At 67.0% G+C, this 23,110-nt stretch carries 22 protein-coding genes; 13 read left to right on the top strand and 9 right to left on the bottom strand.

Annotated features, from left to right (window positions below; all coding sequences use genetic code 11):
- Window positions 1-20 precede the first annotated feature (20 nt).
- A complete protein-coding gene (locus BM199_RS02240; RefSeq protein WP_091668617.1) occupies window positions 21-1,433 on the bottom strand; it encodes a M20/M25/M40 family metallo-hydrolase in 1,413 nt (470 codons plus the stop codon).
- 374 nt (window positions 1,434-1,807) lie between these two features.
- Here BM199_RS02240 and pdhA point away from each other — a divergent pair, with 374 nt between their 5' ends.
- The 3 genes from pdhA to BM199_RS02255 are packed head-to-tail and all read left to right on the top strand — an operon-like array spanning window position 1,808 to window position 5,443.
- Complete coding sequence (gene pdhA / locus BM199_RS02245; protein WP_091669667.1) at window positions 1,808-3,019, top strand: pyruvate dehydrogenase (acetyl-transferring) E1 component subunit alpha; 1,212 nt, start codon at window positions 1,808-1,810, stop codon at window positions 3,017-3,019.
- Window positions 3,019-4,047 (top strand): alpha-ketoacid dehydrogenase subunit beta, encoded by a 1,029-nt coding sequence (locus BM199_RS02250; protein ID WP_091668620.1) that lies wholly within the window; start codon window positions 3,019-3,021, stop codon window positions 4,045-4,047. Before pdhA ends, BM199_RS02250 begins: the two co-directional genes overlap by 1 nt.
- A 13-nt stretch (window positions 4,048-4,060) precedes the next feature.
- Window positions 4,061-5,443 carry a dihydrolipoamide acetyltransferase family protein gene (locus BM199_RS02255; RefSeq protein ID WP_091668622.1) on the top strand — a complete coding sequence of 461 codons (1,383 nt, stop codon included), beginning with the start codon at window positions 4,061-4,063 and terminating at the stop codon, window positions 5,441-5,443.
- A 57-nt stretch (window positions 5,444-5,500) separates the two neighbouring features.
- Here the strand turns inward: BM199_RS02255 and BM199_RS02260 are convergent, their stop codons facing one another.
- Window positions 5,501-6,829: a pentapeptide repeat-containing protein gene (locus BM199_RS02260; protein ID WP_143101746.1), complete on the bottom strand. Its 1,329-nt coding sequence runs from the start codon at window positions 6,827-6,829 to the stop codon at window positions 5,501-5,503.
- A gap of 70 nt (window positions 6,830-6,899) precedes the next feature.
- Between BM199_RS02260 and BM199_RS02265 the strand changes: the two genes are divergently transcribed.
- Window positions 6,900-7,385 carry an FxsA family protein gene (locus BM199_RS02265; RefSeq protein WP_091668628.1) on the top strand — a complete coding sequence of 162 codons (486 nt, stop codon included), beginning with the start codon at window positions 6,900-6,902 and terminating at the stop codon, window positions 7,383-7,385.
- A 10-nt stretch (window positions 7,386-7,395) separates the two neighbouring features.
- Here BM199_RS02265 and BM199_RS02270 read toward each other — a convergent pair whose 3' ends face one another.
- Together BM199_RS02270 and BM199_RS02275 are read right to left on the bottom strand one after the other, a co-directional pair.
- A complete protein-coding gene (locus BM199_RS02270) occupies window positions 7,396-7,938 on the bottom strand; it encodes an SCP2 sterol-binding domain-containing protein (RefSeq protein WP_245788135.1) in 543 nt (180 codons plus the stop codon).
- Between the two features lie 115 nt (window positions 7,939-8,053).
- Entirely contained in the window at window positions 8,054-8,710 is a 657-nt protein-coding gene (locus tag BM199_RS02275; protein ID WP_091668629.1) for an SCP2 sterol-binding domain-containing protein, read from the bottom strand.
- Window positions 8,711-8,831: 121 nt separating this feature from the next.
- Here BM199_RS02275 and BM199_RS02280 point away from each other — a divergent pair, with 121 nt between their 5' ends.
- Complete coding sequence (locus BM199_RS02280) at window positions 8,832-9,506, top strand: TetR/AcrR family transcriptional regulator (protein WP_091668631.1); 675 nt, start codon at window positions 8,832-8,834, stop codon at window positions 9,504-9,506.
- Between the two features lie 67 nt (window positions 9,507-9,573).
- Here the strand turns inward: BM199_RS02280 and BM199_RS02285 are convergent, their stop codons facing one another.
- A complete protein-coding gene (locus BM199_RS02285; RefSeq protein ID WP_091669672.1) occupies window positions 9,574-10,539 on the bottom strand; it encodes a MaoC/PaaZ C-terminal domain-containing protein in 966 nt (321 codons plus the stop codon).
- Window positions 10,540-10,543: 4 nt separating this feature from the next.
- Window positions 10,544-11,902, bottom strand: coding sequence for a 3-oxoacyl-ACP reductase (locus BM199_RS02290; protein WP_091668633.1), 1,359 nt, complete (start codon window positions 11,900-11,902; stop codon window positions 10,544-10,546).
- 295 nt (window positions 11,903-12,197) lie between these two features.
- On the opposite strand from BM199_RS02290, the gene BM199_RS02295 reads away from it, so the two are divergent.
- From BM199_RS02295 to BM199_RS02310, 4 genes are all read left to right on the top strand, one after another.
- The gene (locus BM199_RS02295) at window positions 12,198-13,568 is read left to right on the top strand and encodes a hypothetical protein (RefSeq protein ID WP_091668640.1); all 1,371 of its coding nucleotides are present in this window, start codon (window positions 12,198-12,200) and stop codon (window positions 13,566-13,568) included.
- A gap of 307 nt (window positions 13,569-13,875) precedes the next feature.
- Window positions 13,876-15,141, top strand: a complete 1,266-nt coding sequence (locus BM199_RS02300; RefSeq protein ID WP_245788136.1) for an acetyl-CoA C-acetyltransferase — start codon at window positions 13,876-13,878, stop codon at window positions 15,139-15,141.
- Window positions 15,142-15,284: 143 nt separating this feature from the next.
- Window positions 15,285-16,265: an ATP-binding cassette domain-containing protein gene (locus BM199_RS02305; RefSeq protein WP_177242437.1), complete on the top strand. Its 981-nt coding sequence runs from the start codon at window positions 15,285-15,287 to the stop codon at window positions 16,263-16,265.
- 8 nt (window positions 16,266-16,273) lie between these two features.
- Entirely contained in the window at window positions 16,274-17,077 is an 804-nt protein-coding gene (locus BM199_RS02310; protein WP_091669677.1) for an ABC transporter permease, read from the top strand.
- 59 nt (window positions 17,078-17,136) lie between these two features.
- On the opposite strand, the gene BM199_RS02315 is transcribed toward BM199_RS02310, so the two are convergent.
- Together BM199_RS02315 and BM199_RS02320 are read right to left on the bottom strand one after the other, a co-directional pair.
- Window positions 17,137-17,727, bottom strand: coding sequence for a DoxX family protein (locus BM199_RS02315; RefSeq protein ID WP_091668648.1), 591 nt, complete (start codon window positions 17,725-17,727; stop codon window positions 17,137-17,139).
- Between the two features lie 118 nt (window positions 17,728-17,845).
- Window positions 17,846-18,880 (bottom strand): glycerophosphodiester phosphodiesterase, encoded by a 1,035-nt coding sequence (locus BM199_RS02320; RefSeq protein WP_091668652.1) that lies wholly within the window; start codon window positions 18,878-18,880, stop codon window positions 17,846-17,848.
- Window positions 18,881-19,060: 180 nt separating this feature from the next.
- Between BM199_RS02320 and BM199_RS02325 the strand changes: the two genes are divergently transcribed.
- Complete coding sequence (locus tag BM199_RS02325; RefSeq protein ID WP_091668659.1) at window positions 19,061-19,801, top strand: MerR family transcriptional regulator; 741 nt, start codon at window positions 19,061-19,063, stop codon at window positions 19,799-19,801.
- A 95-nt stretch (window positions 19,802-19,896) separates the two neighbouring features.
- Here BM199_RS02325 and BM199_RS02330 read toward each other — a convergent pair whose 3' ends face one another.
- Window positions 19,897-20,484 carry a hypothetical protein gene (locus tag BM199_RS02330; RefSeq protein WP_143101747.1) on the bottom strand — a complete coding sequence of 196 codons (588 nt, stop codon included), beginning with the start codon at window positions 20,482-20,484 and terminating at the stop codon, window positions 19,897-19,899.
- 282 nt (window positions 20,485-20,766) lie between these two features.
- On the opposite strand from BM199_RS02330, the gene BM199_RS02335 reads away from it, so the two are divergent.
- The 3 genes from BM199_RS02335 (at window position 20,767) to BM199_RS02340 (ending at window position 23,110) form a co-directional block, all read left to right on the top strand.
- Window positions 20,767-21,963 carry an ATP-binding protein gene (locus BM199_RS02335; protein ID WP_091669679.1) on the top strand — a complete coding sequence of 399 codons (1,197 nt, stop codon included), beginning with the start codon at window positions 20,767-20,769 and terminating at the stop codon, window positions 21,961-21,963.
- Window positions 21,964-22,208: 245 nt separating this feature from the next.
- Window positions 22,209-22,358 carry a hypothetical protein gene (locus BM199_RS33695; protein ID WP_177242438.1) on the top strand — a complete coding sequence of 50 codons (150 nt, stop codon included), beginning with the start codon at window positions 22,209-22,211 and terminating at the stop codon, window positions 22,356-22,358.
- 335 nt (window positions 22,359-22,693) lie between these two features.
- Window positions 22,694-23,110: a hypothetical protein gene (locus BM199_RS02340; protein WP_091668669.1), complete on the top strand. Its 417-nt coding sequence runs from the start codon at window positions 22,694-22,696 to the stop codon at window positions 23,108-23,110.

A 23,110-nucleotide genomic window follows, 5' to 3' on the forward strand; every position in this document is an offset into this window, starting at 1 on the left:
GTCCGGAGTTCGCCGACGAACTACCGCCTGGTGGCGTGGGCGTGCAGGATGTGGGCGACCGCCTCGGTGACTCGGGCGGTGTGTTCCAGGTGCAGCCACTCGTCCGGCACGTGGGCGTTGTTGCCGGGCCCGCGCGGCCCGGTGACGACGAACTGCGCGTCGGGGTAGGCGCGGGCGAACAGGCCGAGGAACGGGATCGTGCCGCCGAGGCCGATCGCCTGCCATTGCCTGCCGAACACGTCCGAACTCACCCGGTCGAGCGCGGCTTCGAGCCAGGGCGCCAGGGCGGGCGAGTTCCAGCCGTCCGCGCCCTCGCCACGCTCGACGACGACCTGTGCGCCGAACGGGACGTCGGTGGTGAGCGCGCGCCTGATGGCGCTCAGTGCGGCGCCCGAGTCGGCGGTGGGTGGCAGCCGGAAGCTGAGCTTCACACCGGTCTGCGGCCGCAGCACGTTGCCCGCGTCCGCGATCGGCGGAAGCCCCTCCGCTCCGGTCACCGAAAGGGTCGTGCGCCACGTGTTGTTCAGGATGAGCTCGGCCGGATCGTCGCTGAGCGGGCGCACCCCCTCGGCCAGCGGCAGCTCCGGCGTCCGATACCCCCGCCCGACGGCGGACTTCACCTCGGCCAACCGTTCCGACGGCACCTCCACCACGAGTTCGGGCAACCCGAACTCGCCGGTTCGGGAGTCCTCGATGCGGTCCAGCAACTCCCGCAACACCCGGAAGGAGCTCACGACGACGCCACTGCCGTGCCCGGAGTGCACACCCGACTCCAGCACCCGCACGGTCAGATCGAGGAACGCGATACCGCGCAGCGAGGTCGCCAGCCACAGGCCCTCGTAGTCCCCACCGGCGGTGTCGAGGCACACCACCAGCCCGACCCGCCCGATCCGTTCCGAGAGGTGTTCGAGATACGCCGCGAGGTCGGGGCTGCCGGACTCCTCGCAGGTCTCCAGCAACACGACCGTGCGCGCGTGGCTGCCGCCCGCCGCGTCCAGCGCCCGCAGCGCGGCCCCCGCCGCATATGCGGCATAGCCGTCGTCGCCCGCCCCACGGCCGTAGAGCCTGCCGTCCTTGAGTACCGGAGTCCACGGCCCGAGCCCCGGCGACCACTCGCCGGCAGGCGGCTGCTTGTCCAGGTGGCCGTAGACGACGACGGTCTCGTCGGTGTCCGCGTGCCTGCCGGGAACATCGAGCAGCAACACCGGCGTGCGGCCGGGCAGCTCCACCACCTCGGTCCGCGCACCGGGGATCTCCCGCGCGTCCAGCCACGCACGCACGAGGTCCACCGCGGCGTGCAGCTGGCCACTTGCCAGCCACCCGCTGTCGAAGGCAGGCGAAAGCGCCGGGATGGTCACGAACTCCGCGAGGCCGTCCAGCGCCTCGCGCTCCCAGATGGTCCGAACCGTGTCCCGTACGAGTCGCTGATCCATGCCTCGATCCTGACACGCACCCCCCGTGGTGCACGTCACACGAAGCTCGGCTTTGCTGAACCGTTGGGTGCGAAGAGTCGCCGCCAGCGTCGCGAACACGCTGCCCGCCCTGGTCCCGGTGTCGAACGCAGTCCCTACCTTCGGCGGCCCCATCATCGGGAGTCCAAGCGTTTGCGCAGCTCACATACCTTTTCCCGGCAACGAATCGGCTTCGGGGACTCACCATCCCTGGCCGGTTCATGTCAGGATGGCCGCGTGAACCGTCACCGCCGACGGTGACCCGAGCGCTCGGACCCGATGCGCAGGTGGCCGCCGGCGAAGTCGTGGTGGCCGCCACAAGCGGCTGCGCGGCACCGAACCGAGGAGACAAGCGCATGTCGTCCCCCGAACAGTGGACGCGCCCGGAGCCTGGCGCCGGACCAGCCGCAACAGCGGCGGAACCGACTCCGGAACAGGTGATAGCGGGTTTGCGAGCAACAAACGAAGGTGGCACTGAGCTGACTCAGCTGCTCACCCCCGAAGGCGAGCGGGTCCCGTCGTCACAGTTCGACCCCTACCTCGCCGACATCGACGCCGAAGCGCTGCGCGGGCTCTACCGCGACATGGTGCTCGTCCGTCGTGGAGATCGCGAAGCCAATCACATGCAGCGCCAGGGCCAGCTCGGCATCTGGGTTCCGCTGCTCGGCCAGGAAGCCGCACAGATCGGCTCCGGCCGCGCGCTCAAGTCGCGCGACATGGCGTTCCCCAGCTACCGCGAGCACGGTGTGGCCTTCACACGGGGCGTGGACTTCAAGGAGTTGCTCGGCATCTTCCGCTGCTCGGACCAGGGCGGCTGGGACTTCAAGAAGCACGGCTTCCACCCGTACACGATCGTCATCGGCAACCAGGTCCTCAACGCCACCGGCTACGCGATGGGGCAGAAGTTCGAAGGCAAGGTCGGGGACGACGACGGCGAAGCCACCATCACCTACTTCGGTGACGGCGCCACGAGCCAGGGCGACGTGGCCGAGGGCTTCGTCTGGGCCGCGGTCTACGACGCGCCGGTGGTGTTCTTCTGTCAGAACAACCAGTGGGCCATCTCGGAGCCGACCGAGCGCCAGTCGCGGTTGCCGCTGTACCAGCGGGCCAGGGGTTACGGCTTCCCCGGCATCCGGGTGGACGGCAACGACGTGCTCGCCTGCCTCGCGGTGACCCGCTGGGCGCTGGAGGAGTGCAGGCACGGCAACGGACCGGTGCTGATCGAGGCCTTCACCTACCGGATGGACGCCCACACCACCACCGACGACCCCACCCGCTACCGGCTCTCCGACGAGCTGGAGGAGTGGAAGCTGAAGGACCCGATCGAGCGCGTCCGCGCCTACCTGGCCCGCGGCGGCGGCGCCGACCAGGACTTCTTCGACCAGGTGCAGACCGAGTCGGACGAGTTCGCCGCCGAGCTGCGCGACTTCTGCTTCAACATGCCGGATCCACCGCCGGAGCGGATCTTCCAGAACGTCTACGCGGAGCCCTCGCCGGTGCTCGACGCCCAGCGCGAGGAGTATCTCGCCTACCTGGACGGCTTCGCGACCGCCGGGGGTGAGCGCTGATGGCTGCCCCGGTGAAGGACAACGTGAGCGCGGCGAGCTCGTCCGTGCAGAACCTGACCATCGGCAAGGCGCTCAACCAGGGCCTGCGGGCGGCGATGGAGGCCGACGACAAGGTCCTGATGATGGGCGAGGACGTCGGCAAGCTCGGCGGCGTCTTCCGGATCACCGACGGCCTGCAGAAGGACTTCGGCGAGCAGCGCGTGCTGGACACCCCGCTGGCCGAGTCCGGGATCATCGGCACCGCGGTCGGGCTGGCCGTGCGCGGCTTCCGCCCGGTGTGCGAGATCCAGTTCGAGGGGTTCATCTTCCCCGGCTTCGACCAGATCGTCAGCCAGCTGGCGAAGCTGCACTACCGCTCGGAGGGCCGGATCAAGGTACCGGTGGTGATCCGGGTGCCGTTCGGCGGCGGGATCGGCGCCGTCGAGCACCACTCGGAGTCCCCGGAGTCGCTGTTCGCGCACGTCGCGGGCCTCAAGGTCGTCTCCTGCTCGAACCCGGTCGATGCCTACTGGATGATCCAGCAGGCCATCGCCTGCGACGACCCGGTGCTGTTCTTCGAGCCGAAGCGGCTGTACCACTCGGGCAACCTGAAGGCCCCCGTGGACACTTCGGCGACACCGGATCCGCTGTTCGCCTCCAGGGTGGCCCGCACCGGCGACGCCGCGACGCTGGTGGGCTACGGCCCCTCGGTGAAGGTCTGCCTCGACGCCGCGACCGCGGCGGCCGAGGAGGGCCGCTCGCTCGAGGTGATCGACCTGCGCACGCTTTCCCCGCTCGACCTCGGTCCGGTGTTCGAGTCGGTGCGCCGCACCGGCAGGCTCATCGCGGTGAGCGAGGCCCCTTCGGAGTCGTCGCTGACCTCGGAGATCGCCACCCGCGTGCAGCAGGAGTGCTTCTACTCGCTGGAAGCGCCGGTGCTGCGGGTGACCGGTTTCGACACCCCGTACCCGCCGACCAAGCTCGAGGAGCACTATCTGCCCGATCTGGACCGGGTGCTACACGCCGTCGACCGTTCGCTGGCCTGGTAAGGGGGTTCGACAGATGCCTGACTACAAGCACTTCCCCCTGTCCGACACCGCGGAGGGGCTGACCGAGGCGGAGATCCTCGACTGGCGCGTCAAGCCGGGCGAAGAGGTGACCGTCAACCAGATCGTCGTCGAGGTGGAGACCGCCAAGGCCGCCGTCGAGCTACCGATCCCGTGGGCCGGTGTGGTCACCGAGCTGCTCGTGGAGCCGGGACAGACCGTGGAGGTCGGCACACCGATCCTCACGGTCGACGTGGACCCGAACGGCGCACCTGCCGAATCCCCGGCCGGTTCCAACGGCTCGGCACCGGCGCCTGCCGAGGAGACCCCCGCCGAGACCGCCCCCGCCGAGGAGGAGATGAAGCCGCTGGTCGGCTACGGCTCCAAAGCGGTGTCGGCCAAACGTCGTCCGCGGAAGTCGGCGGGCGCTCCGGCCACTCCGGCCGCGGCCGGACCAGCGACACCGGCGGCGCCGGCAGCGCCGGTCGGTGCTCCGAAGGGCGGGCACGTGCCGCTGGCCAAGCCGCCGGTGCGCAAGCTCGCCAAGGAACTCGGGGTGGACCTGCACGACCTCAGCGGATCCGCCGACGGTGGCGTGATCACTCGCGAGGACGTCCACCGTGCCGCCAACGGCAGCACCAGGATCAGCGGAGAGCTCCCGGGAGCGGAGGCTCCGGCCGCGCCCGCGATCGACCCGGCCGCGCGCGAGCGCAGGGTGAAGATCAAGGGTGTCCGCAAGGCGACAGCGGCGGCGATGGTGCAGAGCGCGTTCACCGCACCGCACGTGACGGAGTTCCTCACCGTCGACGTGACGCCGATGATGGAGCTGCGGGCGAGGCTGAAGGACAGCCCCGCCTTCGCCGGGGTGAAGCTGACCCCGCTGGCGTTCGCGGCCAAGGCCATGTGCCTCGCCGCGAAGCGGACGCCGGACGTCAACGCGACGTGGGACTCCGAAGCCGGCGAGATCGTCTACAAGGACTACGTGCACCTCGGGGTCGCCGCGGCCACCCCGCGCGGGCTCGTGGTGCCGAAGATCCGCGACGCCGATTCGATGTCACTGCCCGAGCTGGCCGGCGCGCTCGGTGAGCTCACCGCCACCGCGCGGGAGGGCAAGACGACGCCCGCCGACATGGTCAACGGCACGATCACGATCAGCAACGTCGGGGTCTTCGGCGTCGACACCGGCACGCCGATCGTCAATCCCGGCGAGTCCGCGATCCTGGCGTTCGGCGCGATCCGCGACACCCCGTGGGTGGTCGACGGTGAAATCAAGATCCGCAAGGTGCTGCAACTCGCGCTGAGCTTCGACCACCGCGTGGTCGACGGCCAGCAGGGCTCGGAGTTCCTCGCGGACGTGGGTGCGCTGCTGGCGGACCCGTCGATGGCGATCACCTTCTGACAGACGCGAACACCGCTGCCCGCCGCACGGCATCGTCGTGCGGCGGGCAGCGGCGTGTCAGTCCCGGTAACGGACGTGGCGCTCCGGAAGTTCGGTGTCGTGTAGCGTCAGGTCGCGCACGTTCAGCCACTTGACGTCATCTTCCTGCAGCTCGATTTCCTCCTCGAAGCGCACGGCGTGCAGTTCGGTGTCGACCAGCCACAGCAGGTGCTCTCCCTGCACCGCATCCCGTAGGTCGATCGTGCAGTCCGCGAGGACGGACTGCCGGATCGTGCAGTTGACATGCGGCGCGTCGAGGTCACGTGGACCCTTTCCGAGCTCCCGGAACTCGAAGGTGCAGCCGGAGAACTCACAGTCACGGAAGTTGACGGGGCAGTGCCACCGTTGCGTGCCCCTGAACGAGATCGTGACGTCCTGGAACTGGCATCCGATGAGATCGACGGTGTGGTGCTGCACCCGCTCGGCATCGAGGACGACCGTTCCGCCTCGGAACACGGCCCCCAGAAGTTCTGCCTTCCCGAACTCGGTGCGCTCGGCCAGGAACTCGGCCGCACTGAAGGTGGTATTCGACAGCCACCGCAGGTCGAGGATTGTTCGGCCACCCTCGAACCGGGCGCCGTCGAACCGAGCCCAGCCCGAGGTCGCGACCGAGGTGAAGTCCATGTCCGCAAGCACCGCACCACTGAGATCCAGGTCCACATGCGGGCGTGCCCAACCACCGGACAGCCGTTCCCTGAGTACGCCCACCACCGTCTCGCGTACCTTGACGTCGCTGCCGTCGCCCTCCACGGCGGGCAGCCGCAGGTAGCCGCACAGCACGTCCACACAGATCTGCTGGTTCCCGCTCCAGTCGTCCGCCAGACCCGCCATCGCGTACACGCCGGCCAGGCGGACCGCCGGATGCTCGTGAGCAAGCTGTTCCGCGGCGGTGCCGTACCGCTCGTTGAAGCTCTGCTCCTGCTCGCGCTGGTCTCGTGACTGCGCCAGCCTGTGCTCGGCCTCGGTCACCCGCTGTTTACGCAGGTTGACCGCGAGCAGCACCACACCGCCGAGTCCGGCCACGACAGCGAGCGCGATTTTGAGCAGTTCGAGCAGCTGCACCGGGTCGAACGCGGCAGGCGGGGGCATCTCGGGCCAGTTGAACAAGGCGAGCAGGCCGGTGAGCACACCGGCCGCGACCAGCACGGCAAGCAGAAGCCAGCCCAGCACGGACCCCCGGATCCCGACCGGCTCAGGTTCCGTCTGCTGACTCCGGTCAACCGTGAAGGATGTCCGCCGGGCGGCCACACTCCGTACCCGCCTGCCGACGATGACCAGCACCAACAACGCCACTGTCGTCGCCCCCGCGACGAATCTCGGATCACCATGTCCGTACCAGCTCCACACAACGGGTGACGTTATCGGCCGGGTGGGTTACCTCGGGAGCAAATCGGGCACGTCGGGCGTTGAACCGGGTATGGCTGTCGCGTTACTGCTCTACGTGGTTGCCGAGGTGGCCGCCGTCTGGGCGGTGGGCTCGGCGATCGGATTCTTCCCGACGATCGGACTGCTCCTGGCCGGAGCGTTCCTGGGGTCCGCGCTCGCCCGGCGTCAGGGCGCGAAGGCCGCCAAGGCATTCATGGAGACCGCCCGTTCGGGCAAGTCCGCGCATGCCGAGGTCACCGACGGGATGCTGATCGCACTCGGCGGACTGCTGATCCTGCTGCCCGGTTTCGTCAGCGACGTCGCGGGCCTGTTGTTCCTGCTGCCGCCGTCGCGAAGCCTGATTCGCCGGTCATGGCTGCGCAGGCTGGAGCGCCGCGCTCCGATGATGAACCCGCAGTACCCGCAGTACCCGCATCCGGCCCGGCCGCAGGTGATCGTGGTGGACAGCGAGGTCGTCGAGGACGACCGGCCGTCTCGACCCACACAGCAGCCGCGCCCGATCATCGACCCGCAGTAGGTTCGCGGGCTCAGGGCTGCGGCAGATCGAAGTAGCTGCTGAACCGGACGGCGGGGGCGTACTCGCCCTTCACCTTGACCTTCCCGGTGACGAACATGGCCGCGACCGCGACGCTGCCCGTCGCCATCCGGATGAAGTCCTCGACGGACAGGGTGATCGTGGTGTCCGGCGCACGGTCGAGGTCTTCGCCGGATACGCAGATGCCGTCCTCGATCACGGTCTGGAACCGATCAAATCCGTCCGCGCCGTCACCAGGGGTAAATCTCCATGAAACGACGACGTCAATGTTCCTCGCGCGTTCCGGAACGAAATGGTCCGACATTCTGCGGAAAATCTCGTCGATGAAAACATGGCGTAGCTCGTCGTGTTCGCTGATGGCTTTGATCTGTTCCTTCGACGCGCTCCGCACGATGTCGACCAGCACCTCGGTGGACAGCGAACTCAACTCGATGCCCGCGCCGGTTCTGCCCAGCATGTGCAGCGTTTCCAGCAATTGAACGAACTGATCCCGCGTGAGCGCGGTCACATCGACGTGTCGCGCGAAGGCGTCGATCGGATGCTCGGCTTCCCGCCCGCGGGCCGGAGTTTCAGTGGCACGGGAGAAACGGAAACGCTCGCGCCAGGATTTCGGCTCAGCAGGTTTGGGCACGTCGGCGAATTCTACCGGTTCAGTCCGCCCGCGGAAGATCGAAGAATCCGATCAATCCCGCCGCGAATGCCAGGTCACCCTTCACTTTGATCCTGCCCGTGACGAACAGCACGGCCGGGGTCGTCTGGCGGGTGACCAGCTTGACGAAGTCGGCCGGAGCGATGGTGATGGTCACTCTCGGCTGCTCCCGCAACTCCCTGCGCGCCACGCACGCACTGTCCCGGATGACGGTCTCGACGCGGTCGTAGCCGCCGTCGCCGGTCCCACCGGAGAACCGCCAGTGCACCACCGCGACGAGGTCCCGCGCCCGGTCGGGCTTCAGCTGCGCGCTCATCCGGGCGAAGATCTCGTCGAGCACCCTGGCACACAGGGCCGGCTCTGCCAGCACTCGATCCAGCTGCGCCCTGGACGCGCGACCGACAAGCGTGGCGAACCTGCGCGGACCCACGCGGCCCAGCGACAGCGCGGGAGCCGCCGGTTCGAGCCTGGTCAGCACGAGGAGTAACCGGCGAAAACCGTCCTTGCCCAGTGTCGCGAGGTCGACGCTGCCGAGCACGGTGTCCGCGTCGAGCGCAGGGTCGAGTCCAGCGGGGTCGGCGCGCTCGAGCAGATCAAGCTGGGCGACCCCGCGAACCGCGGTCAGGTCCGCCACCGAAACGCCGGTTCTCTCGGCCATCGCCACTCCTCGCTCTACCTACTGACGCGTAGGCTACCCGTGAGTAGGTAGAGCGGCAAGCGTGCCGAATTTCGGTCCTGACCTCGCCAACCTGTAGCGTTCAAGAGAACAGGAGGTACGGGTGTCAGAGCATGTACAGCGTTCGCCTGAACGGGCTAAGCGCTTACCCCGCGCGGTCCGCGAGAGGCAGATCCTCGACGCGGCCGTGCAGGTTTTCTCGCGTTACGGCTACCACTCCGCGTCGATGGACGAGATCTCGGACGTCGCCGGAGTGTCCAAGCCGATGATCTACACGTATCTGGGCTCGAAGGAAGACCTCTTCGCCCAGTGCATCCGCCGGGAGGCCTCCCGGCTACTGGAAGCCGTGGAGTCCGGCATCCAGCCGGACCTGCCGCCCGACATGCAACTCTGGCACGGCCTGCGCTCGTTCTACCGCTTTGTCGCCGACTACCGGGAGTCGTGGACGGTTCTGCACCGCCAGGCACTCGCCGTTGGCGGCTCCTTCGCCGAGGAGATCACCTCGATGCGGAGCAGGGCCATCGAACTCGTCGCCGCACTGGTCGTCTCGGCCGGTAGTCAGAAGGGCCTCGCCGACCAGGTCGAGAAGTCCGGCGAAGGCCTCGCCGCCGCACTGGTCGGAGCTGCCGAGTCGCTGGCGGACTGGTGGCTGGACCACAGCGAGGTCACCGACGGCGTGCTCGCGTCCTGGCTGATGAACCTGGTCTGGCTCGGGTTCAACGACCTGGTCGAGGGACGGGTCTGGACACCCAGCAGCAGCCCTGCTCACAACGAGTGACCGCACTTTCCCGGGAAAGTGCGATACCTCGCGCGCGCAACTACCGCACTCTTCCGGGAAAGTGCGGTTACAGGGCGGTGATGGTGCCTTCCAGGTGCGGCTTCGGTTTGCGCGCGTTCCACAACTCGAATGCCCACCCGTCGCCCGACCGCCACCCCCCACGGAGACGCTCCGCGCCACCCGCTGAACCGTCGCCCGACCCGTCGCCCGACCCTTCGCCCGAACCGTCGGGCGGACCGTCGTGGTTCTTCCACGTCGTGAAGGCGGCTTTCGCGGGGAGCAGGACCGGGAGCTTGAACCGGACGTCGACGGTGTAGGCGTCGGGCAGCCTGCCCTCGAACGCGGCCAGGCTGTGCGCCTTGGTCCACATCCCGTGCGCGATCGCCGAGGGAAAGCCGAACATCCTCGCGGTCAACGGGTGCAGGTGGATCGGGTTCCGGTCGCCGGACACCTCCGCGTAACGGCGGCCGATGTCGCCCGGCACCCGCCAGATGGCGTTCGGTGACGGCGGTGCGAGCTGCTCCCGCTTTCCGCTCTGTTCGCCGCTGCCGCCACCGCGGCGCAGGTAGGTGCTGACGTCCGTCCACACCGGACCGTCCTCCGGCGCCCGGCTCGGGATCACCTCGCTGACGACGTCGAACTGCTGCCCCTTCTCGTGCGGGCGCAGATTCTCCGCCCGTACCCGCAGCGTGAACGACTCGCCGAGGCGGACCGGCCTGCGCTGGGTGATGCGGTTGGCGACGTGCACCATGCCCAGCAGCGGAAACGGGAACGCCTGCTCCGTCATCAGCGCGATCTGCAACGGAAACGCCAGGATGTGCGGATAGGTCGCGGGCAGGTCGTCGGACAACCGGAACCCGCAGACCTCGTTGTAGGCCGCCAGGTGCGCGGGATCGACCACGACGTCGGGGCGCACGTACTCGGTGTCCGGGAGGGCGCCGCCGCCCTTGCCGCCCGGCAGCAGTCCGCCGAGCGCAGCCTTGGGGTACAGCGTCGAAAGACTGGGCGCGGAGTGCAGTTCCTTCACGACCATGGCGTCACGCACCGATCAGCGCTTGGCCGCACACACGCACGACGTTGCCGTTGACAGCGGAGGAAGCAGGGTTGGCGTACCAGGCGATGGTCTCGGCTACGTCCACCGGCAGCCCGCCCTGGGCGAGACTGGCGAGCCTGCGACCCGCCTCGCGGATTACCACGGGCACAGCGGCGGTCATCTTGGTCTCGATGAACCCCGGCGCGACGGCGTTGATCGTGCCACCGTGCTCGGCGAGCCGCGCGGCGCCGTCGTCGACCATGCCGATGACGCCGGCCTTGGTCGTGGCGTAGTTGGTCTGGCCGACGTTGCCCGCGATCCCGGCGATCGAGGAGACGCCGATGATGCGCCCTCCATCGGTCAGCACGTTGTCGCCGAGCAGCTTGTCGTTGACGGCGAGCTGGGCGTTGAGGTTGACCGCGAGCACGGCGTCCCAGCCGCCTTCGGTCATGTTGCCCAGCGTCTTGTCCCTGGTGATTCCGGCGTTGTGCACGACGATGTCCACACCGCCGTGGCGTTCGCTGAGGTACGTCGCGAGCTTCTCCGGCGCGTCGGCAGCGGTGATGTCGAGCTGCAGCGCCGAGCCGCCGACCCGGTTGGCGACCTGCGAAAGGTCACCGCCCTGGGCGGGAATGTCCAGCGCGACCACGTGCGCGCCGTCCCGGGCGAGCACGTCGGCGATGGCGGCGCCGATCCCCCTGGAGGCGCCGGTCACCAACGCGATCTTGCCGTCGAGGGGCTTCTCCCAGTTGGCCGGAGCAGCAGCCTGCGGCTTGCCCTTCGTGCCGGAGGTGACCGTGCCGACCCGGATGACCTGACCGTCGACGAACGCGGACTTGGCCGAGAGCAGGAAGCGCAGCGTGGACTCGGTCGCCTCTTCGGCACCCTCGGCCACGTAGACGAGCTGCGCGGTCGCCCCGCGCTTGAGCTCCTTGCCGACGGAGCGGGTGAAGCCCTCAAGCGCGCGCTGGGCGATTCGTTCCCCGCCCTCGGTGAGTTCCGGGGGCGTACCGAGCACGACGACCCGCCCGCAGGCGCCCACCTTGCGGATCACCGGGTGGAAGAACCTGTAGACCTCGCGCAGGTCCTTGGGGTCCTTGATGCCGGTGGCGTCGAAGACCAGCGCTCCGTATTTCGTGCCCTCCGCGGCCTCGGTACGCACCTCGATCCCGGCGTCGGCGAGCTGACTGGTCAGCGTCTTCTCCAGCCGTCCGTTCGGCGCGGCGCCCACAAGCGCGGGACCATCGAGTGCGGGCTGTCCCGGCGTGTAGCGGCGCAGCGGGGTCGGGTTGGGCAGGCCCAGCTTGGGCACCACGAACCTGCCGATCGGGGACTTGGTGAACTGCTGGTACCTGTCAGCCATCGACTGCCTCCGTTGTTGCCGCCTGCGTCACGGCCCAGCTTAACCTACTCGCGGGTAGGTTACACGGTCAGTCATTCTGACCGGAGCGGATCCGCGGCACTGGCGCCCCTCGAGCGCCCGGCCGGGTCGAACGCCAACTCCACCGCCGCACCCACCGGCCATCGGACGACGTTTTCGCAGGTGACGCCGACCGGCCGCAGATGGCCTCCGCCACGACCTGGGAATCTCCGGAACCGGCCGCGAACCTCATGGGTACCTCCCGCACAACGAGTCGAAACTGTGAGGATTGGTCCAGATGGTGATCCAGCATGCAAACTCTTCCGAGTATCTCGCAGCCGTTCGAACGGCAATGGACGAGTTCGAGGAAGCCCTCAGGAACCGCTATACAGATAGCTTCAAAAATTGGAAAACCGGGGGAAACGGCGCTCAATGGACGCTAGGCGGCGCCTTACAACCCCAACTCGATCCGGCGATGTCTGACGACGAAGCGGACCGCATATTCCAGGAAGCCACGAGCCACGTTCCAAAATGGGCCGCCGAAATTCGCGCCGATGCGGAATCAGCAATTCCGGTGTACGACAGTCAGGAGCTGAATGAACTGAACTCAGCGGTCGAGCAAATGAACCACATAGCTCAACTGCTCGAGTTCAACGGACCCGCATTGAGGGACAAAGGCGAGATTTCAGATATCACGAATGAGATCAGCAGCGCGGGCGGCGAATGGCAGGGCGTTTCCGCCGACAAGTTCGGCGAAGACTTCGGCAAATCAGCAGAACCAACCAAGGAAAATCAGCGGGATATTGCCGTGAGTCTCGCCAAACTGTATTCCGCACGCGCGGCCGTCATTTCGTCTATTCGCGGACACACGCTTACCTCGATACGACAGGCAACAGAGCAGTTAGGCGCTACCGTCGATTCCGGCGCAGAAAGCGTGCGATGGACGATGGCTAGCGTATTCGCCATCATTGTCGGATTTGCCGGCCCGGTGGCGGCTGTCGCAACATCGGTGGCAGCCATAGTGGGTAGTATCGTCGACCCCGCGGACCCCGACCAGAAATTCGAGAATGACATCGGCAGCGTAGTTGCCGAACTCAAGACGGCGCTCGAGGACGGAAAGAACAAAGCCGTAGAAAACGAGACGGAATATTCCGCCAAGGTGACAGAACTCCAAGATGCGATCACGGAAAAACAAAACGCGGAGCCAAGGAATCTGGAACTGTACGATTTCACCAGCAGTGGCGAAAGCGTGGGGCAAGCCGAGGCCGGGGGATACACCTATGTACGAGCTACCATCGAGCGGCTCGCGAAGGCCTGCTACCTCGCCTCCGAGAAGTACGAGCCATTGATCAACCATGCCATCGCGACAGACGACGCGGACCCACAGTTGAAGGGGATCAACAATACGGAACAGTCGGGTGATGTATACCTGAAGGACACTCGTGACACTTTCGTCTCCTTCTTGCAAACCACGTGCGCACGATATCGCGAAGCAGGTGATCGACTCATGGACGCCGCCCGCGAGTACGACAACGCCGAAACAAACGACGAGGATATCCTCACCGCAATAGGGAAAGAGTTGGACTTCAACGGCGACGAGTCGGGCACCGAGACGGTGACACAGCACGTCGGAGCAACCCCTGGCATCGAGAAGCACTGGAATCAGTGAGGATCCGCGTTGGCCGCCGGGCGAGGATGGCCAGCCAGGCCTGATTCTGGACGAAGCCGGTTAGGTGACAGCCGTTCGCGGTGTTCCTGGTCAACCACAAACCTACTCACGGGTAGGTTACACTGTGGCCGGGTTGGAATCACCGACACATTCGGGCGCTGGAGGAATCATGAGCTCAGCTGAGAAGCCGGCGAGCGGGCGGGCTCGCACGACGCGCAGCACTGCCAAGGGGGCCGCCGCGAAGAGCGGCGGGGCCAAGGGCGGCACCGCGAAGAGTGCGGCACCCAAGGGCGGCACGGACTCCGGCGTGCGCAGGGTGGCCGTCATCGGAGCGAACCGGATTCCGTTCGCGCGCTCGAACGGCCCCTACGCCAACGCGTCCAATCAGGACATGCTCACCGCGGCCCTGGACGGACTCATCAGTCGGTTCTCGCTGCAGGGCGAGCGAATCGGCGAGGTGGCCGCTGGCGCGGTACTCAAGCACTCGCGTGACTTCAACCTCGCCAGGGAGTGTGTGCTGGGCAGCGCGCTCTCGCCCGAGACTCCGGCGGCCGACGTGCAGATGGCCTGCGGCACCGGGCTGCAGGCGATCGTCAACGTCGCCAACAAGATCGCCCTCGGCCAGATCGACTCGGCGATCGCGGGCGGCGTGGACACCACCAGCGACGCCCCGCTGGCCGTGAACGACAAGCTGCGCAAGCTGCTCGTCCAGCTCAACGCCGCGAAGAGCGCGGGGGACCGGCTCAAACTGCTGGCGAAGATCCGCCCCGGCCACATCGTGCCGGAGATCCCCCGCAACTCCGAGCCACGCACCGGCCTGTCGATGGGCGAGCACGCCTCGGTCACGGCGAAGGAATGGGACATCTCGCGCGCCGCTCAGGACGAGCTGGCCGCGACCAGTCACCAGCGTCTCGCCGCCGCGTACGAGCGCGGTTTCTTCGATGACCTGCTGACGCCGTTCCTGAAGCTGTCGAAGGACCAGAACCTGCGGGCGGACTCGACGGCCGAGAAGCTGGGCAAGCTCAAGCCGGCGTTCGGCGGTCCCGAAGGCACCATGACGGCGGGCAACTCCACGCCGCTGTCCGACGGCGCGTCGACGGTGCTGCTGGCCACCGAGGAGTGGGCGAAGGAGCGCAACCTGCCGGTGCTGGCGTACCTGACGTTCTCGCAGACCGCTGCGGTCGACTACGTACACGGGGACGAGGGCCTGCTGATGGCACCCGCGTACGCCGTGCCGCGCATGCTCGCCCGCGCCGGACTGTCCCTCCAGGACTTCGACTACTACGAGATCCACGAGGCATTCGCCTCACAGGTGCTGGCCACGCTGAAGGCTTGGGAGGACCCGGCCTTCGCGAAGGAGAAGCTCGGACAGGACGCGCCGCTCGGCTCGATCGATCGCGCCAAGCTGAACGTCAACGGCTCCTCGCTCGCGGCAGGTCACCCGTTCGCCGCGACCGGCGGACGCATCGTGGCGACGCTGGCGAAGCTGCTCGACGAGAAGGGCTCGGGTCGTGGCCTGATTTCCATCTGTGCCGCCGGCGGCCAGGGAATCACCGCCATCCTGGAGAAATAGCGTTACCTGCGCCATGGCCACTTCGAGGCACCGCACGCCGTCGGAGTGGCCATGGTGACTTCTTTCGCCGTCGGCGGAATTGGCGCGACTTTTGTCGGTGGTCACTCCTAGCATCGGAGTCCTAATCCGAACAGGGGAGTGTCATGTCTCAACCCGACCACCGTGTCGCTGTGCGCGCACAGGCACTGGTGAAGACGTATGGGTCAACGCGCGCACTCGACGGAGTCGATCTGGAGATTCGATCCGGCAAGGTACTGGGGCTACTGGGGCCGAACGGAGCGGGCAAGACCACGACGGTCCGCATCCTGACGACGTTGCTGCAGCCGGACTCCGGACAGGCCTGGGTCGCCGGGCACGATGTGCTCGCCGACCCGGATGCGGTCCGCCGCTCGATCGGCCTCTCCGGGCAGTACGCGGCCGTGGACGAGAACCTCACCGGCTTCGAGAACCTGTACATGGTCGGCAGGCTCTACGGCAAGAACAAGACCGCGGCGAAGGCGCGGGCCAGGGAGCTGCTCGCCCGGTTCCGCCTGGAGGAAGCGGCCGACCGCCCCTCGAAGGGGTACTCCGGGGGTATGCGCCGCAGGCTCGACCTGGCGGGTGCGCTCGTCGCCGAGCCCACCGTGGTCGTCCTCGACGAGCCGACCACCGGTCTCGACCCGCGGGGGCGGCTCGAGACCTGGGCCGTCATCAAGGAACTGGTCGCCGACGGCACCACGGTGCTGCTCACGACGCAGTACCTGGAGGAGGCGGACCAGCTCGCCGACGACATCATGGTGATCGACAAGGGGAAGGTGATCGCCCAGGGGACCGCCGACGAGCTGAAGGGGCAGATCGGCGGCGAACGTCTGGAGCTCGTGGTCGCCGCACCCGAGGACCTCGACGCGACAGCTTCGGTGCTGGCCGACATCGGCATCGGGGAGCCCGCCGTCGACCGGCACACACGCAAGGCCGACGTGCTGGTGGACACCGGCCCGAAGGCACTGATCGAGGCGCTGCGCAGGCTCGACGCGGACAACATCGTGGTGCAGGACGTCGCACTGCACCGGCCGACGCTGGACGACGTGTTCCTGTCGCTCACCGGCCATGCCAGCACCGAGGAAGGACAGGAGGCACCGGCGTGAACACCTTCATGAAGGGCCTGTCCGACAGTGGGGTCATCACGTGGCGGAACCTGATGAACGTGCGGCGCAACCCGGAGTGGCTGCTCGGGGCGACGGCGTTCCCGATCATGTTCGTGCTGATGTTCGCCTACGTGTTCGGCGGCGCGATCGGTGGTCCGGGCAGCGACAGCAGTGAGTACCGCGAGTTCCTGATCGCCGGCATCTTCGCGCAGACCGTGGCGTTCAACTCCTCCTACACGGTCATCGGGTTCGCGAGTGACCTGCAGAAGGGCATCATCGACCGGTTCCGTTCGCTGCCGATGTCGCGGTTCGCGGTCATCGTCGGCCGGACCACCGCGGACCAGGTGCTGAGCCTGGTCGTGCTGGTCGTGATGTCGGTGTGCGGTCTGCTGATCGGCTGGCGGATCCGGGGCAGCGTGCTCGACGCCGTGCTCGGCTACCTGGTGATCCTGATGTTCGCGTTCGCCATGTCCTGGATCGGCGCCTACATCGGCCTGCTGGCCAAGAGCGTGGAGGTCGCCAACAGCGCCGGGCTGATCTGGATGTTCCCGCTGACGTTCGTCTCATCGGCGTTCGTCCCGCAGGAGAGTCTGCCCGGCGTACTCGGCACGATCGCCGACTGGAACCCGTTCACCGCAGCGGTAAACGCGACCAGGGATCTGTTCGGCAATCCGCCGCCGAGCGGCTATCCCGAACCGAGCGGCTGGGCCGCGGACAACGCCGCGTTGTACGCCGTCGTCAGCTGCGTGGTGATCATCGCGATCTTCGCGCCGCTGGCCACGGCCCGCTACCGCAAGGTCGCCAGCAAGTAACCGCGCAGTCGTGGCCGCCGCGGGACTTCACGCGGTGGCCACGACTGAATGTGCACAGGTCAGCGGGGGATGGCGGACTCCACCGCCTTGGAGGCCTTGCCTGCCAGCTTGTGCGTCCTCGTCTGGACGCTCCGGACGCCGTCCAGCGCGTCCTCACCAACGTCGTGCACCTGCTTGCCGGCCACCTTCGCCGTGGTTCCCGCCACCTTCGCGGCCTTGCGGGCCCGCCAGCCGACCGAGGGCCTGCCCTCGGTGTCGGCCGCGGCGAGCAGCAGCCCGCCCGCCAGGCCACAGTTCTTGAGGAATTGGATCTGCTGCTGCTGTTTCTCGCCGGGGTCCTCGATCTCCCAGAACCGATGGGCTGCGGCGGTGGACGGCACAAGGGTGCCGAGCAGGAGCAGCGACGCCACTCGCGGGAGCTTGCCCAGTGCCAGCGCTACTCCCGCGCCGACCTTCACCGCGCCGTCAATCTTCACCAGGGTGACCGGATCCGTTGGCACCTGCTCCGGCAGTGAGCCGGCCTGTGCCTCCACGGTGTCCAGGACGGGCTTGGCCGCCTGCGCGTGCCCCTCGGGCTGGCGCAGCGCGTTCACCCCTCCGGCAATGAAAATCGATGCGAGTAGCGGCCTCGCGACTCGACGGAGAATCACCTTGTCTCGCCCTCCTAGCTAGAAGTCCCTCTCCGCCTAGCTACCCGTTCCCCCCGCACTTCACTCATCGGGCTGTATTCCAATATCTAGCCCTGCAACTAGATTGTCTTAGACAGTACTAGCCTGCCGGGTACTGCCGAGGGAGGCGGAACCCGCGTTCGGCCGCCACCGCACGCAATCGGTCCGGGTAGTCGGTGATAATCCCGTCGACCCCGTCGTCGATCAGCTTGTGCATCGTGGCCGGATCGTTGACGGTCCACGGCACCACCTTGATGCCCGCCCGATGCGCTTCCCGGACCAGCGCCTTCGTCGTGAACGGCTGGTACCCGGGGTCGGTGACCTTGCCACCCTGCGGATTGCCGTGCACGGGAGAGAGCGCGTCGGCGCCGAACGTCTTGACCGCCCGTACCGGACTGCCACCGAAGTCGTCGATGTCCAGACCGCCCAGCCACGGCGACTTCCCCGGCTGCCCCACCTGCAGGAACTCGGGCTGAGTCAGCGCCACCGTCTTCAGCCACGGCGCGGTCCGACGCATCAGCATCAGCGAGCCCCAGTCGAAACTCTGGATGGTGGTGTTGTGCGCGAACCCGGAACGGGTCACCTCCAGCGCCGCCCGCCGGACGAACTGCTCGCGCGGCGCGGTTTCCTCGGGCGCGGCGGCCTCCACCTTGGTCTCGATGTTGAAGCGGATCTTCCACGCGCGCTGCTGCCTCGCCAGCCGGAACACCTCGGCAAGGGTGGGCATCTTCGCGCCGGGCGCGAGCTCCTGGTCCGGGTGGTTCGGCTGCCGCTGCGAACCGCAGTCGAGCGTTCGCACCTGGGCGAACGTCAGGTTCCTGATGTACTTGCCCGCATAGGGGAAGTCCGGATCGCCCTCGGTCACCGGCGCGGTGTCGGCGCACTTGGCGGGATTGATCCGGCGATCGTGAGTCACCACCTCCCGCCCGTCCCGGGTGATCTGGATGTCGAGTTCCAGTGTGGTGACCCCGAGAGCCATCGCCTTGGCGAACGCGGGCAGGGTGCCTTCGACGGTCAGCCCGAGGCCGCCGCGGTGCGCCTGGATGTCGAAGTGGTTGCGCGAGGTTCCCGGTGCCGCGTGTGCAGCGGCCACACCGCTGCCCAGCAAAGCGGTGACGACGGCAGCCGTCGTCACGGATCGGCCCCAGGTCCTTGGTCTGCGAAAGGTCACGTCTTCCTTCTTCCGTTGTCGGGAATCCGAAGACTTTCACTCGATATCCACCAACGGGTGAAGTCGAGACGACAAACGCTTGACCTTGACGCAGCGTCAACTTCTACCGTGGTCATCACCGAACGAGATCAGGGGAGGCCGCGGATGGAGTGGTCCATCCAGGAACTCGCTCGCTCGGCGGGCACCACGAGCCGCACGTTGCGCCACTACGGCGACATCGGGCTGCTCACGCCGAGCCGGGTGGGACGCAACGGGTACCGCTACTACGACCAGGAGTCACTGGTCCGGCTGCAGCGGATCCTGCTGCTGCGGGAGCTCGGGCTCGGCCTTCCGGCCATCGCCGAGGTGCTCGAAGGGCAGCGGGACACGACGTCCGCGCTGCGCACCCACCTCGAACTGCTGGAGCAGGAGCAACGGCGGATCGGGCGGCAGATCGAGTCGGTACGCACGACACTGCGCAAGACGGAGGGAGGTGAACAACTGATGGCAGAAGAAGTTTTCGACGGTTTCGACCACACGCAGTACGAGCAGGAGGTCACCGAGCGATGGGGCCGGGAGGCCTACGAGCGGGGTGACCGCTGGTGGCGCTCGCTCGGCGACGCTGAGAAGAAGGAGTTCCAGCAGCGCCAGCTCGACATCGCGGCGGACTACGGCAGGGCGAAGGCCGAGGGCCGCGGCGCGGACAGCGTGGAGGTCCAGGCGATCACCCAGCGCCTGTGCGACTGGCTGGCGATCACCACGACGCCGACCAAGGAGTACTTCATCGGACTCGGTCAGCTCTATGTCGACGATCCCCGCTTCACGGTCAACTACGACCGGCACGGCGAGGGGACCGCTGAGCTGGTCCGCGACGCGATGACGGTGTACGCCGAGCGGAACCTCTAACTCGCTCCGGTCATCGGTGGGCAGGGCTGCAGACCTGTTCACCGAGCGGCGCGAGTCCCCGCTAGGAACTTCAGCGGGGTTGTTCCGGTTTTCTGTCAGCGCCGTTGCTGGTTTCCCGGCATGGAGGCGGGACGCTGTTCGCGGTCGTAATCGGCCCGACTCCCTACGACATCGACGGGAAAGGCGACACGGAGCGCGGACGGGTCCAGACCCTCGCGAAGCAGCACATCGGCGAGCTCGGTACCGCTGTTGGTCAGAATCGCGTAGTACTTTCCATCCCGAGTCACGACCTCGACGGCGGGCCCGGGCTTACCGTTCGTCAAGTTGCCGAACTTGCTGAACCGCAGTGCGTTGCGCCTGGTGAGACGGACCTGCCCGAAGTATCCGATCGATGAGATCGGGAGTTTCACCGTCCTATAACCGGCGGAGACGTAGAGGGCGCCCGGCTGTACCACGACGGTAACCTGGGTGAGGACCATGCCGACGCCGAACAACACCGCTGCAATGATCACGCCGACGATGGCCACCCACCAGGGTGCGTTTTCGTCGACGATCGCGACGATGATCCCGAAGACGCCGAAGGCAACCGCGAGCAACGACATCACGACTTTGCTGATGTAGGACGTGTGGACTCGCGACCGGTGGATCGGCGTGCCCTTGTCCATCTCCGAACTGATACTCATCGACATCCCATTCTCTGTGTTGACGGCTTCCTCACTGGCTTCAGACCGACAGTCTGTCGACAGCCTCGGCGGTACCGTTTGCAGCGTCCGTGCGCTTCGTGCCGGCCGTTCGGCTTCAGGTGCGCAGGTCAAGCGCGGTTCGCCACTGGCCGGGCTGGAAGGTAAGGATTCGCTACGGAAACCGAGACGGGCGCACCTGCTCTTGATGTCCGAGGTCATGTCCCGCTAGGAATTTCTCTGGACGTATCGCGTGCACACTAGAAAACCCAATACATTGACATGATGGATCCGGTCCGTAACCCGTTCGCCCCTGGCGCCGGGCAGCGCCCGCCCGAACTCGCAGGTCGCGAACGTGAACTCAAGGCGTTCGAGGTCGTCCTGGAACGGGTGGCCCGCGGACGACCGGAACGCAGCCTGGTCCTGACCGGGCTGCGCGGAGTCGGCAAGACGGTGCTTCTCGGCGAACTGCGCTCGATGGCGGGCCGCAGGGGCTGGGGAGCGGGCAAGATCGAGGCGCGGCCGGACGCCGAGCTCCGCAGGCCCCTCTCGGCGGCACTGCACCGGGCCATTCGCGATCTCGCGGTGCGCCATCGCGCCCCGGACCGCGTTGACGACGTGCTCGCCGTGCTGAAGGCATTCGCACTCAGGGCCAACAAGGCCGACGCCAAGCTGCGAGACCGCTGGCAACCGGGCATCGACGTGCCTGCCGCCACCGGAAGGGCCGACTCGGGGGACATCGAGATTGACCTGGTGGAACTGTTCACCGACGTCGCCGAACTTGCCGCCGACGTCGGCACGGGGGTGGCGCTGCTGATCGACGAGATCCAGGACCTCGGCCCGGACGACGTCTCCGCACTGTGCGCGGCGTGCCACGAGCTGTCCCAGTCCGGCTCGCCACTCGTCGTGGTCGGCGCGGGTCTGCCGCATGTGCCCGCGGTGCTGTCCGCGTCGAAGTCCTACTCCGAACGCCTTTTCCGCTACACCCGGATCGATCGGCTCGACCGTGACGACGCGGACCACGCGGTGCTCGCCCCGATCGAACGGGAGGAAGCCGGCATCACCCCGGACGCCATGGATGCCCTGTTCGAGTCCTCCGGCGGCTATCCGTACTTCATCCAGGCCTACGGCAAGGCGGCCTGGGATGCCGCGCCCGCGGATCCGATCACCGTGGAGGACGTGCGCGTCGCCGCGCCCGAAGCCGAGGCCGAGCTGGCCGTCGGCTTCTTCGGCTCACGGTACGAGCGGGCGACACCAGCCGAACGCGAGTACCTGCTGGCGATGGCGGAGCTCACCCAGGGGAAGGACGAGAGCGCGGGCACCTCAGACGTCGCGGTCTACCTGGGCCGCAAGCCGTCGTCGCTGTCGCCCGCCAGGGACAGTCTGATGAAGAAGGGCCTCGTCTACTCCGCGGAACGAGGGCACATCGCCTTCACCGTGCCGCACTTCGGCAACTACCTGCTGACCCGCGGCCTGGACTGACCTACCGCTCTCTAACGCCATCTGGCTGTTGCCGAAGAATCGACCGAACAACGTTCGGCGTTACCTCTTCGTGACCGACGTCACGGACTTTACCCGGAATCTTGCGCCTCTGGCCGATGATTCGTCGGCCCGTGTGCCATATCACCGGATATTCGGTGGAGAGTTTGTGAAAAAAGGTGCATACTTGGGTTATCCGGTCGACAGCCCACGAAGACCGTCAAGACTGCCAAGGGGATGCAGACACTATGAGCAACATCGCCGCCAAACTCCGTGCCCGCCGCGCCGAGGCCCGCACCCGCAGGGCCCTCAGCCGCGCGATCGACACCGCCTCCTCCGCCACCGTGCGTCAGGAGCTGCTCGCCATCGCCCAGGCTCGCCACACCCACATGCGCTGAGCTGCAACGGAACGTACGAATAAACCGTCCACGCTCACCCAAAAGAGTGACGTAGGACACAATTGAGTCAGGGTGTAACGCCACAGCAGGTGGCGTCGATACCCCCTATGACCCCGTGATGCTGGCGGACCCCCGACCTGGCAGCATCACGGGGTTTCCATATGTCCACGGCCCGGATCAGGGCACCCGGCGCGGGCGGGACGACGACCCAGGGTCGTTCGACCGACTCACCTTGCGGCCGATGTAGGAAAATTACTGACGCTACTACTCCCTTTCCCGGCAATATGGAACGATCCTGGCAATTCGTCCATCGATGGATTGGGAGATGCCAGCAGATGATGGTGCCACCGCTCGACAACGGACAGTACCGGCTGCATGCGACTTGCCTGCGCTTCGAGGATCCCAAAAACCCCGTTCCGCGGATCCACCACAATTCCTCCCATATCACGGCTGGGATCGACAAAATCGAGGTTCGCGATGACGGCGACCTTCGGATCTACCTGACGAACTATCCTGACGGCACCACGGGAGCGATCCTGTCAGGTGTTATCAACCCCGACGAGACGTTTTCCATGTCGGGATGGTCCGTCGGATTCAGTGGGGGAGTCGGGCACGCCGATCTGCGTTTCTCGAAGAACGGGAAGCGGTACAAATGCACTCATCCGAACTTCTATTCGAAGTACTGCAACCTCTGGGTATCGTTCTACACGACCCATCGCGACCATGCTGCGAGTCTCGACTACTGCTGCTGA

This window comes from Amycolatopsis marina, assembly GCF_900111885.1.
In the GTDB taxonomy this organism is placed as follows: domain Bacteria; phylum Actinomycetota; class Actinomycetes; order Mycobacteriales; family Pseudonocardiaceae; genus Amycolatopsis; species Amycolatopsis marina.

Excerpts from the sequence above, each read along its gene's own strand:
- BM199_RS02250 (WP_091668620.1), top strand. The coding sequence starts at position 3,019 with ATGGCTGCCCCGGTGAAGGACAACGTGAGCGCGGCGAGCTCGTCCGTG.
- BM199_RS02255 (WP_091668622.1), top strand. The coding sequence starts at position 4,061 with ATGCCTGACTACAAGCACTTCCCCCTGTCCGACACCGCGGAGGGGCTG.
- BM199_RS02340 (WP_091668669.1), top strand. The coding sequence starts at position 22,694 with ATGATGGTGCCACCGCTCGACAACGGACAGTACCGGCTGCATGCGACT.
- BM199_RS02295 (WP_091668640.1), top strand. The coding sequence starts at position 12,198 with ATGGTGATCCAGCATGCAAACTCTTCCGAGTATCTCGCAGCCGTTCGA.
- BM199_RS02325 (WP_091668659.1), top strand. The coding sequence starts at position 19,061 with ATGGAGTGGTCCATCCAGGAACTCGCTCGCTCGGCGGGCACCACGAGC.
- BM199_RS02265 (WP_091668628.1), top strand. The coding sequence starts at position 6,900 with ATGGCTGTCGCGTTACTGCTCTACGTGGTTGCCGAGGTGGCCGCCGTC.
- BM199_RS02290 (WP_091668633.1), bottom strand. The coding sequence starts at position 11,902 with ATGGCTGACAGGTACCAGCAGTTCACCAAGTCCCCGATCGGCAGGTTC.
- pdhA (WP_091669667.1), top strand. The coding sequence starts at position 1,808 with ATGTCGTCCCCCGAACAGTGGACGCGCCCGGAGCCTGGCGCCGGACCA.
- BM199_RS33695 (WP_177242438.1), top strand. The coding sequence starts at position 22,209 with ATGAGCAACATCGCCGCCAAACTCCGTGCCCGCCGCGCCGAGGCCCGC.
- BM199_RS02310 (WP_091669677.1), top strand. The coding sequence starts at position 16,274 with ATGAAGGGCCTGTCCGACAGTGGGGTCATCACGTGGCGGAACCTGATG.
- BM199_RS02305 (WP_177242437.1), top strand. The coding sequence starts at position 15,285 with ATGTCTCAACCCGACCACCGTGTCGCTGTGCGCGCACAGGCACTGGTG.
- BM199_RS02240 (WP_091668617.1), bottom strand. The coding sequence starts at position 1,433 with ATGGATCAGCGACTCGTACGGGACACGGTTCGGACCATCTGGGAGCGC.
- BM199_RS02335 (WP_091669679.1), top strand. The coding sequence starts at position 20,767 with ATGGATCCGGTCCGTAACCCGTTCGCCCCTGGCGCCGGGCAGCGCCCG.
- BM199_RS02330 (WP_143101747.1), bottom strand. The coding sequence starts at position 20,484 with ATGAGTATCAGTTCGGAGATGGACAAGGGCACGCCGATCCACCGGTCG.
- BM199_RS02275 (WP_091668629.1), bottom strand. The coding sequence starts at position 8,710 with ATGGCCGAGAGAACCGGCGTTTCGGTGGCGGACCTGACCGCGGTTCGC.
- BM199_RS02285 (WP_091669672.1), bottom strand. The coding sequence starts at position 10,539 with ATGGTCGTGAAGGAACTGCACTCCGCGCCCAGTCTTTCGACGCTGTAC.